Raw genomic sequence first — 16,370 nt, 5'->3', positions numbered from 1 at the left:
TGATTGTCCAAACTTTGGGGTTCATTTCACTGTGTTGGAACTCTTTAAAGAATCAAAGATTAATTGAATAAGGTGAGTATTACTTTCCTACATTGGAAGTAATCACAATATTATGCATTCGCTCATTATTGTAAGCCGTTAGATATTTACGATCTTGTTTCATCAAGGTATCAATTGTCACAAATTGAAAACCTTGTGCATCCAATTCTTTTAACACCTTTTTAACACCTTCTACAGTCTCTTTATGAATATCGTGCATTAAGACAACTTCATAACCAACGGAAGCCCCTTTTTTAATAATACTTGTCATCATTTCCGGATTATGATTTTGCCAATCCAAGGAATCAATATCCCAACCAACCATATCTAAACCACATACGGAATCCAATGTATTACCAATTGCTCCATAAGGCGGACGGAAATAGCGAGGCTCAAAGCCGGTCGCTTTAAAGATGACATCATTTGGTTTATAAACTTCTTCACTTACTTGTTTTTTGGTTAACGTATTTGTTACAGCGATACCTTGTGAATGATCCCAAGAATGGTTACCAACTTCATGTCCGCGTTTATATACTTCTTTTACTAAATCTGGATTCAGATCCGCATTTTGTCCTAACATGAAGAAAGTTGCTCGTCCACCATATTTTTCAAATTCATCCATAATCGCTTTCGTATTTTCACTAGCCGGTCCATCATCAAAGGTAAAGGCAATTAATTTCTTTCCTTCTTTCACAGCCGGCTGCGCAGCTGGGATGATAGGATCTTTCATATAATAAGAAGGAATTTTAGCATTTGTCAAAGCTATGTATGGTTTATGATCTTCATAAACAACATCTAATGTTTTTGATGCATTTGCGTCAAAATAGAAGGAGACTTTCTTATCCTGCAAAATGAAGCTGTTCAAATTTGCAATTTTTATCTGATCTTCTTTAAAACCATTTTCTTTTGCCAGTTTTTTCAGCATCACAATATAATCACGGCGTAAAACATCTTTTACATCCATTAATTTTTTACGCTTAATATCGTAATTATAAGATACGTCTTCTTTCTTTAAGACTTTATCATTTTCATCTTTAATAACTTGATGGAAAGTTAATGTGATATAACTGTCATATAGCAGTTTACTGTCATAATCCACCATAATATATTGCATGCCGCTATGCTTTTTATCTACTTTTACATGTTTTTTCCGATAGTTAGCGACAAGATCATTCATCACTTTTTCTTGATATTCAGGATAATGTACAGATAGATAATAAACATCTTCTTCCTTCTGACTATCATGTTGCAATTCCCCATATAATTTAGTCTTTTCGTTATAAGCATCATATTTTTCATATGGATTGGTTGCTAACATCTTGATCCCCACAAAGATTCCAGCCACAATAACGATGATCCCGGCCATAATAATTGCCAAACGATCCCATCGTATGTGACTTCTTCTGCTTTTTTTATATTGTGTCATGTAAATCCTCCTGTACCCTATAGTTTTTCATATTTTCTTCATTATATCAGACATTTGTCGAATTAGGTAAAATTCTGACTGACTATTTTTGCATTCATATTGGCATGAAAAAGCTTTTTTGCATGTTGTTGTCTTAATAGAAATGTAAGAAAAGACATCTTTATTATGACATATATTTTTATAATTTTCTCTTAACTTTTCTTAAACATTTTAACATCAATTTATAATTGAAGACGAGTGCAACTAAATAAAGGCTATCAAACAACATACGGTTACAGCCATAAGATAGGTTCATTTATTATAACATGGGCAAAACTTTAGACATATGTATAATTTTCATACATACTAGCATTATAAAAATAGGAGGATTTCATATGAATGAGAAAAGTTTATATAAATTAAGTTGTGGTTTGTATATTATATCTAGCAGCTATGAAGATAAAATAAGCGGTTGTGTGGCAAATACATTGCAACAGGTGACTTCATCACCGATACAACTTAGCATTACCTTAAATAAAGAAAACTATACCGAGCAGCTTATCGAAAAAAGCGGTAAATTTAATGCGGTTGTCGTGAGTCAAAACATTGACATGGATGTAATTCGTCGTTTTGGGTTTCAATCCGGAAAGGATATCGATAAGTATGAGGGGATAACTCATCGGGAAGATAGGCAACAAATTCCATATGTCAGTGAACATACCTGTGCTTACTATACTTGCAAAGTCGTATCCCACCTGGATGTGGGAAGTCATGTAATCTTTGTTGGTGAGGTTGTTGATATGGAGGTCTTAAGCGAGGAAGAAGTCATGACCTATGCGTATTATCATCAGGTAAAAAATGGAACGACACCAAAGAAAGCATCCAGTTATCAAGAACAAACAGAAAAACATGGCTGGCGCTGTAGTATTTGCGGCTATCTTTATGAAGGAGAAGTATTGCCACAGGATTATATTTGTCCAATCTGTGGAGCACCGGCAGCGGTCTTTGAAAAAATCTAGACAAGGGAAACAGGAGTGTGTAGGAGGCATAACGCTCCTGTTTTTTCTAAGCTGTTTTCTGTATGCGATACATGGTACAATAAAAGAAAATAAACGACAGATAAAAAGGATGAAACTGCTTGCCCTCCTGTGCAGGGGAGGTGTTACAGTAGAGAGGAAGGGAGGTCTATCATGTATAAAATCAGCGAATTTTCTAATATCACACAACTCAGCATAAAAGCTTTACGTTATTATGATGAGGAAGGACTATTAGTACCAAGTCAACGCAATGAGCAACAACACCGCTTATATAGCGATAAGGATTATGAAACAGCCAGACGAATTAGCATGCTGCGAGAATTTCATTTTTCTATTCAGGAAATGAAGGATGTTTTACAAAACTGTGAGAATGATGAGGACATCTGTTATTATCTTCAGGAAAAGATGGCATTGATCAAGAAAAATATTTTGGAAGAAAAAGCCTGTATGAAAGCGATGGATAGCTATCTAAAAGAACGCGATTTCACGAAGCAGGCCAATGCCCTCTACCAGATTCAAGAAGAAATATGCGAAAAGATTCAGTATGCCGCTATCCCTTTTCAAGGCAGTTATGATAAAATCAAAACTTATGTCCAACGCTTGTATAAAGAGTTAAAAGGAAATACAAAAGGTGCTATCTTTCAAATATATTTTGAGGAGGCTTATGATGAAATGATGGCAAGCAGAGTGTGTGTAGCTTTAAAGAAAGAGATAAAAACAGTTCCTAATGATTTTTTTATTGGGCAGATTCAGGCACGGCCAGTTCTCTCTTTATATCATATTGGCAGCTATGAAACGCTGCACATCGGCTATAAAGCCTTACTGGATTATGCGCAAGAACATCATTTGCATCTGCAATTGCCATATTGGCAGCATTATGAAAAAGGGCCGGGTATCGTGTTAAAGGGAAATCCGGATAAATATGTAACAAAGATCATTGTGCCATATGAAAGGGGATGAAAGAATGTTAGTAGCAGGAAAGGAAAGTGAAGAGGAAACTGTAAAAGTGGTTAAAGGAGATCATGAAAAACGGTTGGAAGATGGAAGAGAAAGGATATCAGAAGATGGCAAGGGAAGAATGTCAGAAAATAAAAAGGAAAGCATATCGGAAGATGGAGTAGAAAGAAGAGTAGAGGAGTTAAAAAGAGAATTAGCCAAAAAAGATGCAGTCGCAACTTATCGGTGTTTGCAAAATGATCCTATAGTGTTAAAAGATTTGTGCGACATCATGGAATATGATCCATCTGCTTTAAAATACCAAGCGCAAAAAGTAGTCATGGAATTTGCCAAACATCAGCCCTTGGCAGTCTTTGCATACCATGATCAATGCAAAAGGTTATTGCACCATGAAAATGCTTTTTTGCGTTATGGGATGGTTTCCATCATTGCCATGCTGATGCAGGTGGGAAATCAGGAAATGGCTTCTTCTTTTCGGGAATGCTATATGGAAAATCTAATGACACAGGAGATCGCTGCTTTTGGAAATACAATCAAGGGGATGCCGGCCTTGTTGCAATGGTTTCCCGAAGAGGAAAAGAAGCTTCTTATGTGTGCGCAAAACATTAATAATCATGTATTTTATCATCATGGACAAGTATCGATACCATGTCAAATGGCCGCTAGACGTCAAATATTAGGATTTTTAAAGGATTGGTTTCGTAAAAGTGCTTATCCTAAGGAGTGGAAAGATTTTATTAATGAATGTGCTATGTGTCAGGAGAATAAGGTACAAAAAGCAGCCAAACAAGTCATGCGAATGTTAAATAAAAAAGTGGTAAAAGAATGATTCATGTCGTGATAACCAATATAACAACAGATGAAGGAGGAGGTTTCTCAATGATAACATCACCTTTAGCAAAGGTTTATGAGGCGTATAGTGCAGTTGCGGATGGCAGAGTAGAAATGAAAGAGGATGAAGCGTATGTAATTTCCAGTGATCATACGAAAAAGTATACGGTACGCTTTTTAGAAAATACCTATTCTTCGAATGATAATGCGACTATTTGGCAGCATTATGCAGGCTATCCAATCATAGCGGTCGTGTTGATGCAAGGAAAGGTAGCGATAAGAAAAGAAATCTTATCATATTTTAAGGATGTAAATTGGAAACTGCTGAATACAAAGTATAATAATAATTATCAAGAGGCGATTGCAGCATTCTTCAAGGAAAAACAGATTCATGAAGATACACAAAATATGATTAAGCAGGTAATGGAAGAAACGTACGAAGAATTCTGCGAACTTTCCTTTGTGATTAAAGGAAATCGCGCAAAAAAGATTATGATAGAAGATGGTGTTTAAAGGTACTATGGAAAATGATTACCACCTATATCTGTGTAAAGATACTATGATAAGTGTAGTTTGCGTAAAAGTGTTGAAGTCAAACATAGGATTTCAGCACTTTTCTTTACGGAAAAGGCGTGCATGAGAGAAGATGTAAGATTTTCTAATAGAAATTACAATCCAATCGTGCAACCGTTTACAGATTATGGTAAACTGTTTATGAAGAAAAGAAGGAGAAAATGAATATGAAACAAGACATGATTGTAATTCTAGATTTGGGCAGCAGTGAAAACACTAGATTAGCTCGTGAAATTCGTGAATTAGGTGTGTATAGTGAAATTTATCCACATGATATCACGAAGGAAGAACTGGTAAAATTGCCAAATGTGAAGGGTATTATCATTAATGGTGGACCTAATCATATCGTAGACGGTGAACGTATTGATGTTGATGCGCATGTTTATGCACACGGTTATTCGGTAATGGCAGTTGCACATGAATTGGCAACATGTGAGGATGTATTGGATGCATGGAGTGAGGATAAGGAAGAGCGTCTTGCTGTTTTAAAGAAGTTTGTATTTGATGATTGTAAATGTGAAACAAATTGGAATATGAAAAACTTTATCGCGGATCAAGTAGAGTTGATTCGTGAACAGGTAAAGGATAAAAAAGTATTACTGGCATTATCTGGTGGTGTGGATAGTTCCGTTGTGGCAGCTTTATTGATTAAAGCAATTGGTAAACAATTAGTATGTGTACACGTAAACCATGGCTTGATGCGCAAAGGTGAGTCAGAAAGTGTTGTGGAAGTGTTTAAAAATCAATTGGATGCGAATCTGATTTATGTTGATGCGAGTGAAAGATTCTTAGGAAAATTGGAAAATGTTGCGGATCCTGAAAAGAAACGTAAGATTATCGGCACGGAATTTATTCGTGTATTTGAAGAAGAGGCAAGAAAGCTGGAGGGTATTGATTACCTAGCACAGGGTACTATTTATCCAGATATTGTCGAAAGTGGTACAAAAACGGCAAAAATGGTTAAATCTCATCATAATGTTGGAGGATTGCCTGAAGATCTTGGGTTTGCGTTAGTGGAGCCATTGCGTCAGCTGTTTAAGGATGAGGTACGTGCATGTGGTCTTGAATTGGGGTTACCGGATGAGATGGTATTCCGTCAGCCGTTCCCTGGCCCAGGTTTGGGTGTGCGTTGTTTAGGAGCTATTACGAAGGAGCGCTTAGAGGCAGTGCGTGAGGCGGATGCGATCTTGCGTGAGGAATTCCATAATGCAGGATTGGATAAAAAGGTTTGGCAGTATTTCACAGTTGTTCCTGATTTTAAATCTGTAGGTGTACGTGATAATGCGAGATGTTTTGAATATCCTGTGATTTTACGTGCGGTGAATACGGTGGATGCCATGACGGCGACGATTGAGCAGATTGACTGGCCGGTATTGTTGAAGATAACGGATCGTATCTTGAAGGAAGTTAAGAATGTGAATCGTGTTTGTTATGACCTGTCACCAAAACCTACGGCGACCATTGAGTTTGAATAGTTGCTACATCTCTGGAAAGCCTTGAATTATAAGGATTTCCAGAGATTTTTCTTTTTGTTGGCTACAAATTGGCTACATCTGCCATTTGGCTACTATCTGGGACTGCTGTTCCGTTGATAAGGTTTTCAAGCTGTTGTGCGACTTCGGCTTGTTTGTTTGGATACAGATGACTGTAAGTATTTAAGGTTGTCTGTATTTTTTCATGCCCTAAACGGTCAGCAATCAGAAGTGGCTGGCATCCCATCTCAATCAAAAGGCTGGCGTGGGAGTGACGGAGATCATGCACACGAATCTTCTTTACACCGGATTTTTTACATCCTCTGAGCATTTCATGGTTCAGGAAATGTTTGGTGTAAGGGAAAAGTCTGTCGTTAGGCTGAATCTCATAACACTTATCCATATAGGTTTTTAAACAATCAGCAAGTGTCTGAGGTATCGTGATAACCCGGTTACTTTTTGGCGTTTTAGGAGGCCAGACAACATCCCTGCCATTGATTCTTTGGAAGGTTTTGTTGATGGTGATGGTATTATTTTCTAAGTTCACATCTTCCGGCGTTAAAGCACACAGTTCGCCTACACGCATTCCAGTATAGTACATGGTCATGAAGGCTGTATAAGAAGCTGGCTTATCCTGTACGGCTGTAATAAACTGTTCAAATTCCGTTTTTGTCCAGAACTGCATTTCTTCTGCATTGCTTTTTCCCATGCTCCCAGCCTTTGTGCATGGATTTTCCCGCAAATCATAATATTTCACTGCATAATTGAACATAGCGGTAATCTGATTATTGATTGCTCTAAGGTAGGTCTGAGCATAAGGCTTTCCGTTCTTATCACGATATGCAGTCAATCCGTTCTGCCATTTACGGATATCCTTTGGTGTAATCTCATTGATCGGGATTTTCCCAAACACCGGAAGGATTTTTTTATCTACCATATAACGCTTGCTGATGATGGTGGATTCTTTCAGACGGTGTCCCATATCCTCAAAATACAAATCTACAAAATCCCGAAACAGCATACCCATATCTGCATTGGCTTTATTGAGAAAGTCCCTTTCCCATTCCAGAGCTTCTTTTTTTGTGGTAAAACCACGTTTTTTCTTGTGGATAGTCTTTCCTGTGTAGTCTTTGACACGCACCTGTGACATCCATTTTCCTGTTGTATCTTTTGTTACTGACAATTACATCATTCCTTTCATAAGAGTTTTCAACTCGTCTTATGTAGGTCTACTTGCCAGAAAAAAGAGCATTCTTTCTTTTTAACCGTTCCTCAGTATCGAGATTTTCCGGTTCTTCCATCTCTACACCCTGTGAAGCGTAGTAGGCAAGAGTTTTATCTTTCCACTCTTCATAGGCATCTTTAGCCATGCAATACTGCTGAAAAGATTCCCTGTTGTTTTCCCATTCCTCAAGGAACAGGCACATATCTGCATTCTGATCAGCGGATTTGTCTTTCCCATCAAAAGTAATGGAACATTGCCAGCCGTCATGATGTGGCGGTCTTTTTGTTTCTATGGAAAAGTGCAGTCCACTGATTTTTTCCAGTTGAAACAAACATTCCATAACATCAGAGAGACAGTCAAATTTGAAATCCCCTGTCTGATGTCCGAGAAGATAGGTAGAAGTCGTATCAAGCACTTTAGCCAATTCATTGACCATTGCGATTGATACTTCAATTTCCCCGCTTTCATATTTCTGGATGGTACGGAGAGATTTTCCAAGAAGGTTTGCTAAATCTTTCTGGTTATATCCTCTTTTTTTTCGGAGTGTTTTAATCCGTTCTCCTATTGTTGAAACTTCCATTTTGTTCATTTTTTATTCACCTCATGGATAATATAACATGAAATAAAACGAATTGCAAGTGCGTAATATTAAAAATATATATTGACAAATGTGAAGAATAAACGTATGATGTAAATACGAATTAAAAGTGCATATAAAAAACGTATTGAATAATAAATATGAAATAGAGGCGTATTGCAATAGCACTTTCGATAAATAGAAAAAAGAAAAGGAGGAGATTGTATGCAGATTAATGTATCTTATATTACCGCAAATGACATTATGGAGATTCTCGGGGTTGGGAGAAGCAAAGCCTATGAAATTGTGCGGGTAATGAATGAAGAACTGGAAAATGCCGGATATAACATCATCAAGGGGAAAGTTCCGGTCAGGTATTTCCAGAAAAAATATTATGGCTGTGAGATGAAAATGGAATGAATATCTTTCAGACAGTAAAAGAAAACGTAACTGCAAGGCAGGCAGCCGAACAGTACGGGTTGAAAGTCAATAAAAACGGGATGGTCTGTTGCCCCTTTCATGATGACAGGCATCCCAGTATGAAAGTGGATAGAGGTTTTTGCTGTTTTGCTTGTGGTGCGAAAGGGGATGTGATCACATTTGTGGCAGATTTCTTTCATCTAGCACCATTGGAAGCAGCAAAGAAACTGGCAGAAGATTTTCAGATACCTGTTTTTACAGATAACGCAAGAAAAAGGAATGCCAGTAAGAAAAAAGAAAAACCGAAAAGAACATTCTACCAGACGGAAAAGAAATTTGAAGAATGGGAACGGGAAAGTATCCGTATTTTATCGGATTATCTTCATCTGCTGGAAGAATGGAAAATAAGATACGCACCAAAAACACCAGAGGAAGAATGGAAAGCAGAATTTATAGAAGCCTGCCAGCAGACAGAAAAGATAAATTACTATCTGGATTTACTGGTGTTTGGAGAGTTACAGGACAGAATTGAATTTTTACTGGATAGTGGGAAGGATGTGAAAAGAATTGAGAAACGAATGGAAGAATATAGACGAAACAACAAGGAATAGACTGGAAGAAGCATTGGATCAGAGAGAAATGAACTTTAAAGGGTACTCTCAGGAATGGTTTGAGGATGGGCAGATTGATGAGGTGGCATTTTGTGAAAATTTCCTGCAAAGAATGCCATTGAAATGTATCAACGGTATCTTTTTCAGCTATGACGGAATGCTGCCGGACAGCGAGGTAGAAAAAGAAATTTACAGAATGGTAAAACCAGTTCTTACGAAAGGAATTTCCAAGAAAGTAAAACAGCTTTTGGAGGTTCTGAAACTGGAAGCCTATTCAGAGGAACTTCCGGTGCAAATGGATCGTATCCATGTGAATAACGGAACTTATTTTCTAAATGGAGATTTTACAGAAAAGAAGGAGTTCTGTCTGAACCGCTTGCCTGTAAATTATGAAATGAAAGAAGCAAAGCCGGAACGGTGGTTACAATTTCTTTCAGAACTGTTGGAGGAAGATGATATTCCTACCTTGCAGGAATATATGGGATATTGTTTAATTCCATCCAACAAGGCACAGAAGTTATTGATTATCTTAGGAAAAGGAGGGGAGGGGAAATCCCGTATAGGTTTGGTTATGAGAAAAATTCTCGGAACGAATATGAATGTAAGTAATATTCAGAAAGTAGAACATAATCGTTTCGCAAGGGCGGATTTGGAATACCGACTTTTGATGGTGGATGATGATATGAAACTGGAAGCATTGAAAGACACCAACTACATTAAAACCATAGTCACGCTGGAGGATAAGATGGATTTGGAAAGGAAGTCAAAGCAGAGCGTACAGGGGAATTTATATGTCAGATTTCTCTGCTTTGGAAACGGGAGTCTGAGTGCTTTGCATGATCGTTCCTATGGATTTTACCGCAGACAGATTATCCTTACGGTCAAAGATGTGCCACCGGACAGAGTAGATGATCCCTATCTGATCGAGAAATTGCAAAGAGAAGCAGACGATATTTTTCTCTGGTGTCTGGAGGGATTGAAACGATTACTGAAAAATAAATACCGATTTACCATCAGTGAACGTGCAAAGAAAAATCTGCACGAAGCTATGGAATCTGGAAATAATATTATCGCTTTTATGCAGTCATCTGGGTATATCCGTTTGGAAGAAAATACAACGGCAACTTCTAAAAATTTATATCAGGCATACGGCCGCTGGTGTGAAGACAATACGGAAAAACCTATGAGTGCAAAAAGTTTTTCGGGGTACTTAAAAGAAAATGAAAAGAAGTATCACATTCATTATTCTACCAATATTCCCTCAGACAATGGGAAAAATGCCAGAGGATTTCAGGGAATCCATACGCAGATACGCATAGACAGTTACCGTTGATACGGATGAAAAACCGATAAAAAAGAATTTTCCAAAGAAGCGTATATGCGTATATCTTCAGGAAAATCAAGGGGTTACAGGTTTCTGAAAAGTGTGGAAGATACGTTTATACGCTTATACGTGTAATTTTTAAATTTATTTTATTTTTTAGCAGAAGGGAGTGTTGCAGATGTTAAAGCAGCCGGAAAGAGAAAGCAGAAATGTGAATGATTTGTTTTATGAGATGGAGGGCAGACAGATACAGAAAATGAACAAGGTACTGGAAGGCGTGGAACTGACTAAAGCAGAGGAAAGAACCATGATATGGCTTGCTGGATGGGAAGAAAGTACTGTGGATCATTTGCTATCAGTCATAGAAAAAACAGCCCGGATACGGGCAGAAAAAAAGGGCGGATACGCCCATAAATCTAAGCGTGAGTCCGAGAAGTAATCGGATTATGTTAAACAAAGACAAGCCCTCGGCGATTGAGAGCGAAATACACTCATCGCACAAACCTATGGTTTGTACTCTGTGTATTTCGCTCTGCGAGGCTTATGCCGGATACGGCAATCAGTTCGTAAACAGGTGCCTATGCACCTACTCACAACAAAGTCGGCGGGAGCCGAGGAAGGAGGATGCTTATAGGCAGACATTCATTTATCAGACAAAGCAAGCTGTCCGATGTGGAAGGAAGGATTGATTATATCTCCAATCCGAAACGGCAGGAATATCTCTATGCGACCTATCAGACAGAAGGAGTAACACCGGAGTTTTGGAAAAATCTTGCAAGAGAAAATCAGTTGGATTTTAAGGCGAGTGGATCGGCAGGGAAATGTATTGAAGGGCGTGAGTTTATCATTGCACTTCCTGAAAGTTTTGTTCAGTACAGGGCAGATGATGTGGTAAGGCTTTTTACGGAGAGTTTTCATAAAAGGTATGGTGTGGAGTGTAGTGCAGCCCTTCATCACAACAAGGCAAAGACGAATTATCATATCCATCTGGTATTCAGTGAACGGAAAATGTTGGAACAGCCTGAAGTAAAGATTGCTACCCGAAATATGTTTTATGATGAGCAGGGAAAGCATAGACGCACAAAGAAAGAGGTTTTAGACGAGCAGGGTAATCTTCGGGTGGGATGCAGTATTATCCCCAAAGGGGAAGTCTATGAAAGCCATATTTTCACGAAAAAGGATGAATGGTTTAAGAACAAAGCATTTACCAAAGAAGTCAAGGAACTGTTTACTGATACGATCAACCGATATGTAAAAGAAGAATCTGAAAAACTATCCGTATTTCAACAGGGCGGCGTATATTTAGCAACGAAGAAAATTGGAAAGAACAATCCGAAAGCAGAGGAGATAAAGGCAGACAATGCGGCAAGGCAGGAATGGAATCGGACAGTTGATGTGGCATTAGTTGAAGGTGTTCCTGAAGAAGATATTTTGAAGATCAAGCAGGAAAAAATCACAGATAAAACGCTGCAATCTATAAGGGCATACGGTTGGTTGCCGGATATGTTCCGTCAGATTATCCGAGGTGCGAAAGACTTTTTACAGGAAGTAATTTTCAAATTTAAGCTACCGCCTAAACCTGTACCCAAGATTGACTTGCAGGAGTGGAAAGATATGCAGAAGCTCATGTATGAATTGCAGAGACAGTCAATAGAGATAAAACGCACACAGCAGGATATTTCTTCTTTGAAAAAGCAACTGTCAGAGTTACGAGGACTATTTAAAGGCAAAGAGAGAAAATCTCTGGAAGGGAAAATTGAATTGTTAGAGGATTTGGAAAAGCGTCTGCACAGGAGTATGGAGCAGATCGTAAAACGTGAAGGGTATCCAAATGTGCAATCCTTTCAGAAGGTTTATAACAAGGCAGAAGAACTGATTATAGAATACAATGAAGAACTGCGGGCATGGAAAAATCAGACGGACCAGAAGAAAGAAAATCCGTTAGAACAGCCGAAAAAAGCAAGCGTACTGGAAAAACTGCACCGCTATCAGCATGAAGGCAGACAGCAACCAAAACGGTCAGTTAAGAAAAAATCTATGGATAGAGGAAGATAAAGTATAATAAATTGTTTTGGAAAAAATATGAAAAAACAATAAAAAATACGAAAAAGATATTGAATTTTTAAACAAGAGTGCTATACTGCTTGATATGAAGAAAGGAGGAAAGCCAAATGCGTATTAATGACTTTAAAGCAACAGATGACAAAGACAAAAAAGAACTGGAAAAAAAGCTGAATTCTTTTAAACTTGAAAAAGTTCTGAGCCTTTGGTATTTTGTCCGTTCATCAGGTAAGGCTACGATTGTTGGAAGTAAATCATAAATAACCGTAGAAGAAATGCCTCTAAATTCTCTAAAAAGGAGTTTAGAGGTATTTCCACTTTAATAAGTATTTTGATACTGTTTGGCGAAAAATATGAAGCTTACAAATTTTTCTCTTTCAATAAAAGGAAAGTGCCTGTTAGAAAATGTAAATGTAGATTTTAAATCAAAAACAATCAATCATATTTTAGGAAAAAATGGGACTGGAAAAACATGTTTAGCAAAAGCACTTGTTGGAGCAATGAAGTTTGATGGAGATATAGAAGGTGTTAATAAGAAGGTTTGTGTTATAGGAAGTTATACTAATTTGCCATCAGATTTAAAAGTTAAAGACATTATAGATGTGACTAAACGTAAATTTAATGTTACAGTTGCCCAAAAATTGATTGAACAGTTGAATATACAAGAAATTTCATTTGATAATAAGATGAAAAATTTAAGTGATGGGCAAAAACAGAAAATTAAATTACTATTTTTCTTAGCGACACAGCCAGAAATTGTAGTATTAGACGAATTTACAAATGCTTTGGATAAAAAAAGTTGCTTTGATATATATAGCTTTTTGAATGAATACATCAAAACGAGTAATACAACTATTATCAACATTACTCATAATTTGACAGATATAGAATATCTTGAAGGTGCATATTATTTGATAGAAAATAAAAATATTTTGTCAAATATGACTAAAGAGAAAGTTGTAAATGCTTATATTAAGGGGTGATGGTTAGAATGAAGCTAGAAATGAAAAGGGCTGTAAGAAACAAATTTTATGTAATTTTTACATTGATTAACTTATTAAATGTTTTGCTAGGATACATTTTATTGGTTACTATAGACAAAGTTCAAAATGTGACTTTCCAAGATATGTTTGAAAGTGTATATACTGTTTATACGCAATTTGGAACATTGTTATTTTCGGCTTTTATAATAATGCAGTTTTATGTGGATTATAAAGAAAAAAATATATTTTTTTATAAAACTTTAGGTTTTTCAGAGTTAAGATACTATTTGACAAAGGTTGGCATGATTTTATTAGCAACAATAATTGGCAGTGCTTTTTCTTCAATTTTGGTTTGTGTACCATATGCAAAATTAGGAATGTTGCCAGTGGTATTCCTAAAAATAGAAGGGGTAATGATTTATTATACCCTTATCATATCGACAATAGGATTTATATTTAGCAATTTTTTGGTTGCATTTTTTTCAAGTTTCTTTTTGTGGATCGCAGGAATAGTAGTTTCAGCTGGTTCTCCTTTTATGGAGTATTTTGCATATTATGATGCATCAACAACGGACTATCATCATCTAATATCTTATTTGGATGGGAAAATTGAAATAACAAGTTTGTTACACTACATTGCTGGAAATTATGTATATGATTTGATAGTATTTTTAATTTGTGTTATGGCTGTTTTATGTTTACGTAGGAGGTGGGCAAAGAATGGAATTTAGTCATTTAGCTATATTGTTAACAGAGAATTGTAATGCACATTGTAAAATGTGCTGTGATAGTCGTGGAATAGTGAGAGGAAAGACTTTAACAGAAAGAGAATTGGATAAAATTCTTAATGATGTTAAAGAATGTAAACAGATAACTGATATTGGTATAACTGGTGGTGAACCTATGTTATATCCTGCGTTAATAGATAGAATTATGGAATTTCCTTTCGACAGAAATGTAAAAATTTCGATTAAAACTAATGGTTTTTGGGGAAAAAATATAGAAGATGTTGAAAAATTCATAGAAAAATATAAGACAAAACTTTCGTATATATCGTTGAGTTATGATGAATTTCATATGCCCTTTATTGATATACAGTGCTTGAAAAATATTATTATGGTAGCAAAATCGTATAATATTTCAACGGATGTAGTTGGATGTTTTTTAAAAGATTCGATGACACCGGGAGATATATTAAATCAATTGGGAGAAAGTGCATATTATACAAAGTTTTGTTATCAGCCAGTAATTGCAACTGGATCAGGAAAGTTGTTTGAAGAAAATAGTTATATAAAATTACTTGACTCAGATAATGATGTTTTAAGATGTGTAGGATGTATTGAACCTAATATATTAATCAATCCTAGATTGGAAGTTTATCCATGTTGTTCGCAGGTTATTGAAAATACTATTTTACAAATGGGTAACTTGAATGAAAACAGTTTAAAAGAAATAATTACAGACATCAAAAGTAATTATGTTTTAAATACGGTATTTACAGAAGGATTTACACCATTTATAAAATTGCTTGAAGATAACAAAATTGATTATCCGCATAAATTAGCTAGTCCTTGTGAGTTTTGTGAATTTTTGTTTAAGGACGATTGGTTTTTACAGTTATTAGCCTCTGTTAATTATTATGAAAATATTAGAAAATGAAGATAATAGTATTATAGTTGGAAAATCTGCTGATGATTATATTCTAAAATATCAAAATGACTTTTATAAAATGAAAAAAAAGGATTTTATTCAGATATGTGATGAAGAAAAATTGATTTTTCGAGAAGAAATTAAAGAAAATCCAATATACGCAATAATTATGGTGGGTATCATTTCTTTGACAATAGTAATGTATTTCTTCCATGAAAAGTATGTTATTATTGATTCTAATTTTATAATTGCAAACATAATTTTATTTGCGAATATATTTATACATGAACTAGGGCATGTTTTGTTTCTTAAATTATTTTATAAAAGTGGAAAAATAAAAATAGGTTTTAAAATCTATTTTATTTATCCAGCATTTTATGTGGATACATCAGATAGTTATTTACTGCCTAAATATAAAAGGATAGCAGTATATCTAGCAGGGAATTTTATGAATTGTATTTATGTATTGATTTGTTTTATTTTTTTCCCTTCTTTAAATAAGTATAATTATGCCATTATTTCTACAATACTGATTAATTTTTTGCCTATAATAAAAAGTGATGGATATTATGCTATTACTAGTTTATTTAATAGATATAATGTTGCAAAATCAAAGAAGAAGGATTTTATAGAAGATACTGTTAGAGGAATTTTGATGTTTTTATTTTTGTTTTTACTATCAAAATTAAATGTTTCTTTATAAAAATCTAAGATAAGGAGTACTGTTATTAAACATTAAATAAAAATGAGGTGAATAAAAACAGTGGCTACATTTTGGCTACAAAAACATTACGAACGAATCGGATTGTGCGGATAATCAATCACAAAACACATATAAAACGAACTAATAATACACTTTATAAGCGTTTGTACGAATGTAAAAGACGAGTGGGAATAAATTTAACTATTTAATAAGTTGGTGCGAATGGGAAGCATACATAAAAAAGCTAAGAGATTCGCACCAATTTTTTTGTATCATATGTTGTAATTTATAGAAAATAATTGAAGAAGTATTAAGAAAGTATATAAAATTTATACATTTCTTCTTTAAATGGTATGTTTTACATGAAGATTTGCGTCGTACCTCTTATGAGGTACGTGAGTTGAAATGCAAGCAATAGATTGGAGTGATGAAGATGAATGTCGTACCTCTTATGAGGTACGTGAGTTGAAATGCTCATAACCCTGTCGACGAGTCCTGAATG

General features: G+C 35.6%; 18 protein-coding genes and 1 CRISPR repeat array (1 of these 19 only partly in view). Of the genes, 15 read left to right on the top strand and 3 right to left on the bottom strand.

Going from position 1 to position 16,370, the window contains the following annotated elements:
* Positions 1-79: 79 nt before the first annotated feature.
* Positions 80-1,465, bottom strand: coding sequence for a polysaccharide deacetylase family protein (locus tag KJS44_RS10725; RefSeq protein ID WP_008687408.1), 1,386 nt, complete (start codon positions 1,463-1,465; stop codon positions 80-82).
* A 374-nt stretch (positions 1,466-1,839) separates the two neighbouring features.
* Between KJS44_RS10725 and KJS44_RS10720 the strand changes: the two genes are divergently transcribed.
* The 5 genes from KJS44_RS10720 (at position 1,840) to guaA (ending at position 6,317) form a co-directional block, all read left to right on the top strand.
* Positions 1,840-2,463 (top strand): flavin reductase, encoded by a 624-nt coding sequence (locus KJS44_RS10720; RefSeq protein WP_008687410.1) that lies wholly within the window; start codon positions 1,840-1,842, stop codon positions 2,461-2,463.
* 171 nt (positions 2,464-2,634) lie between these two features.
* A complete protein-coding gene (locus KJS44_RS10715) occupies positions 2,635-3,441 on the top strand; it encodes a MerR family transcriptional regulator (protein WP_008687411.1) in 807 nt (268 codons plus the stop codon).
* A 4-nt stretch (positions 3,442-3,445) separates the two neighbouring features.
* Positions 3,446-4,267, top strand: a complete 822-nt coding sequence (locus KJS44_RS10710; RefSeq protein ID WP_017144695.1) for a hypothetical protein — start codon at positions 3,446-3,448, stop codon at positions 4,265-4,267.
* Positions 4,268-4,317: 50 nt separating this feature from the next.
* Positions 4,318-4,782: a hypothetical protein gene (locus tag KJS44_RS10705; RefSeq protein WP_008687417.1), complete on the top strand. Its 465-nt coding sequence runs from the start codon at positions 4,318-4,320 to the stop codon at positions 4,780-4,782.
* 227 nt (positions 4,783-5,009) lie between these two features.
* A complete protein-coding gene (gene guaA, locus KJS44_RS10700) occupies positions 5,010-6,317 on the top strand; it encodes a glutamine-hydrolyzing GMP synthase (protein WP_276512697.1) in 1,308 nt (435 codons plus the stop codon).
* Between the two features lie 61 nt (positions 6,318-6,378).
* Here the strand turns inward: guaA and KJS44_RS10695 are convergent, their stop codons facing one another.
* Positions 6,379-7,497: a site-specific integrase gene (locus KJS44_RS10695; protein ID WP_144136860.1), complete on the bottom strand. Its 1,119-nt coding sequence runs from the start codon at positions 7,495-7,497 to the stop codon at positions 6,379-6,381.
* A gap of 46 nt (positions 7,498-7,543) precedes the next feature.
* Positions 7,544-8,128, bottom strand: coding sequence for a helix-turn-helix domain-containing protein (locus KJS44_RS10690; RefSeq protein ID WP_144136859.1), 585 nt, complete (start codon positions 8,126-8,128; stop codon positions 7,544-7,546).
* A gap of 213 nt (positions 8,129-8,341) precedes the next feature.
* Here KJS44_RS10690 and KJS44_RS10685 point away from each other — a divergent pair, with 213 nt between their 5' ends.
* From KJS44_RS10685 to KJS44_RS10640, 10 genes are all read left to right on the top strand, one after another.
* Entirely contained in the window at positions 8,342-8,536 is a 195-nt protein-coding gene (locus KJS44_RS10685; protein WP_016225774.1) for a helix-turn-helix domain-containing protein, read from the top strand.
* Positions 8,533-9,147 carry a CHC2 zinc finger domain-containing protein gene (locus KJS44_RS10680; protein ID WP_144136858.1) on the top strand — a complete coding sequence of 205 codons (615 nt, stop codon included), beginning with the start codon at positions 8,533-8,535 and terminating at the stop codon, positions 9,145-9,147. Before KJS44_RS10685 ends, KJS44_RS10680 begins: the two co-directional genes overlap by 4 nt.
* The gene (locus KJS44_RS10675; protein WP_197739423.1) at positions 9,104-10,480 is read left to right on the top strand and encodes a DNA primase family protein; all 1,377 of its coding nucleotides are present in this window, start codon (positions 9,104-9,106) and stop codon (positions 10,478-10,480) included. Before KJS44_RS10680 ends, KJS44_RS10675 begins: the two co-directional genes overlap by 44 nt.
* Positions 10,481-10,649: 169 nt before the next feature.
* On the top strand, positions 10,650-10,910 hold the full coding sequence (locus KJS44_RS10670; RefSeq protein ID WP_144136857.1) for a hypothetical protein: 261 nt from the start codon (positions 10,650-10,652) through the stop codon (positions 10,908-10,910).
* 185 nt (positions 10,911-11,095) lie between these two features.
* Positions 11,096-12,526 (top strand): MobA/MobL family protein, encoded by a 1,431-nt coding sequence (locus KJS44_RS10665; RefSeq protein ID WP_129923494.1) that lies wholly within the window; start codon positions 11,096-11,098, stop codon positions 12,524-12,526.
* Between the two features lie 116 nt (positions 12,527-12,642).
* A complete protein-coding gene (locus KJS44_RS10660; RefSeq protein WP_129923495.1) occupies positions 12,643-12,792 on the top strand; it encodes a YydF family exported signaling peptide in 150 nt (49 codons plus the stop codon).
* Positions 12,793-12,885: 93 nt separating this feature from the next.
* Positions 12,886-13,515: an ATP-binding cassette domain-containing protein gene (locus tag KJS44_RS10655; RefSeq protein ID WP_129923496.1), complete on the top strand. Its 630-nt coding sequence runs from the start codon at positions 12,886-12,888 to the stop codon at positions 13,513-13,515.
* Between the two features lie 8 nt (positions 13,516-13,523).
* Positions 13,524-14,246 carry a hypothetical protein gene (locus KJS44_RS10650; RefSeq protein WP_131222952.1) on the top strand — a complete coding sequence of 241 codons (723 nt, stop codon included), beginning with the start codon at positions 13,524-13,526 and terminating at the stop codon, positions 14,244-14,246.
* A complete protein-coding gene (locus KJS44_RS10645; protein ID WP_129923498.1) occupies positions 14,236-15,174 on the top strand; it encodes a radical SAM protein in 939 nt (312 codons plus the stop codon). The genes KJS44_RS10650 and KJS44_RS10645 overlap by 11 nt, the downstream gene beginning before the upstream one ends.
* Positions 15,155-15,868, top strand: coding sequence for a metalloprotease family protein (locus KJS44_RS10640; RefSeq protein ID WP_129923499.1), 714 nt, complete (start codon positions 15,155-15,157; stop codon positions 15,866-15,868). The genes KJS44_RS10645 and KJS44_RS10640 overlap by 20 nt, the downstream gene beginning before the upstream one ends.
* Positions 15,869-16,242: 374 nt before the next feature.
* Positions 16,243-16,370: a CRISPR direct-repeat array (repeat unit 35 nt) (it continues 378 nt past the right edge of the window).

Origin of the sequence: Longicatena caecimuris, from assembly GCF_018406465.1 — a bacterium.
In the GTDB taxonomy this organism is placed as follows: Bacteria; Bacillota_I; Bacilli_A; order Erysipelotrichales; family Erysipelotrichaceae; genus Longicatena; species Longicatena caecimuris.
This window is presented reverse-complemented; position numbering and strand designations above follow the sequence as displayed.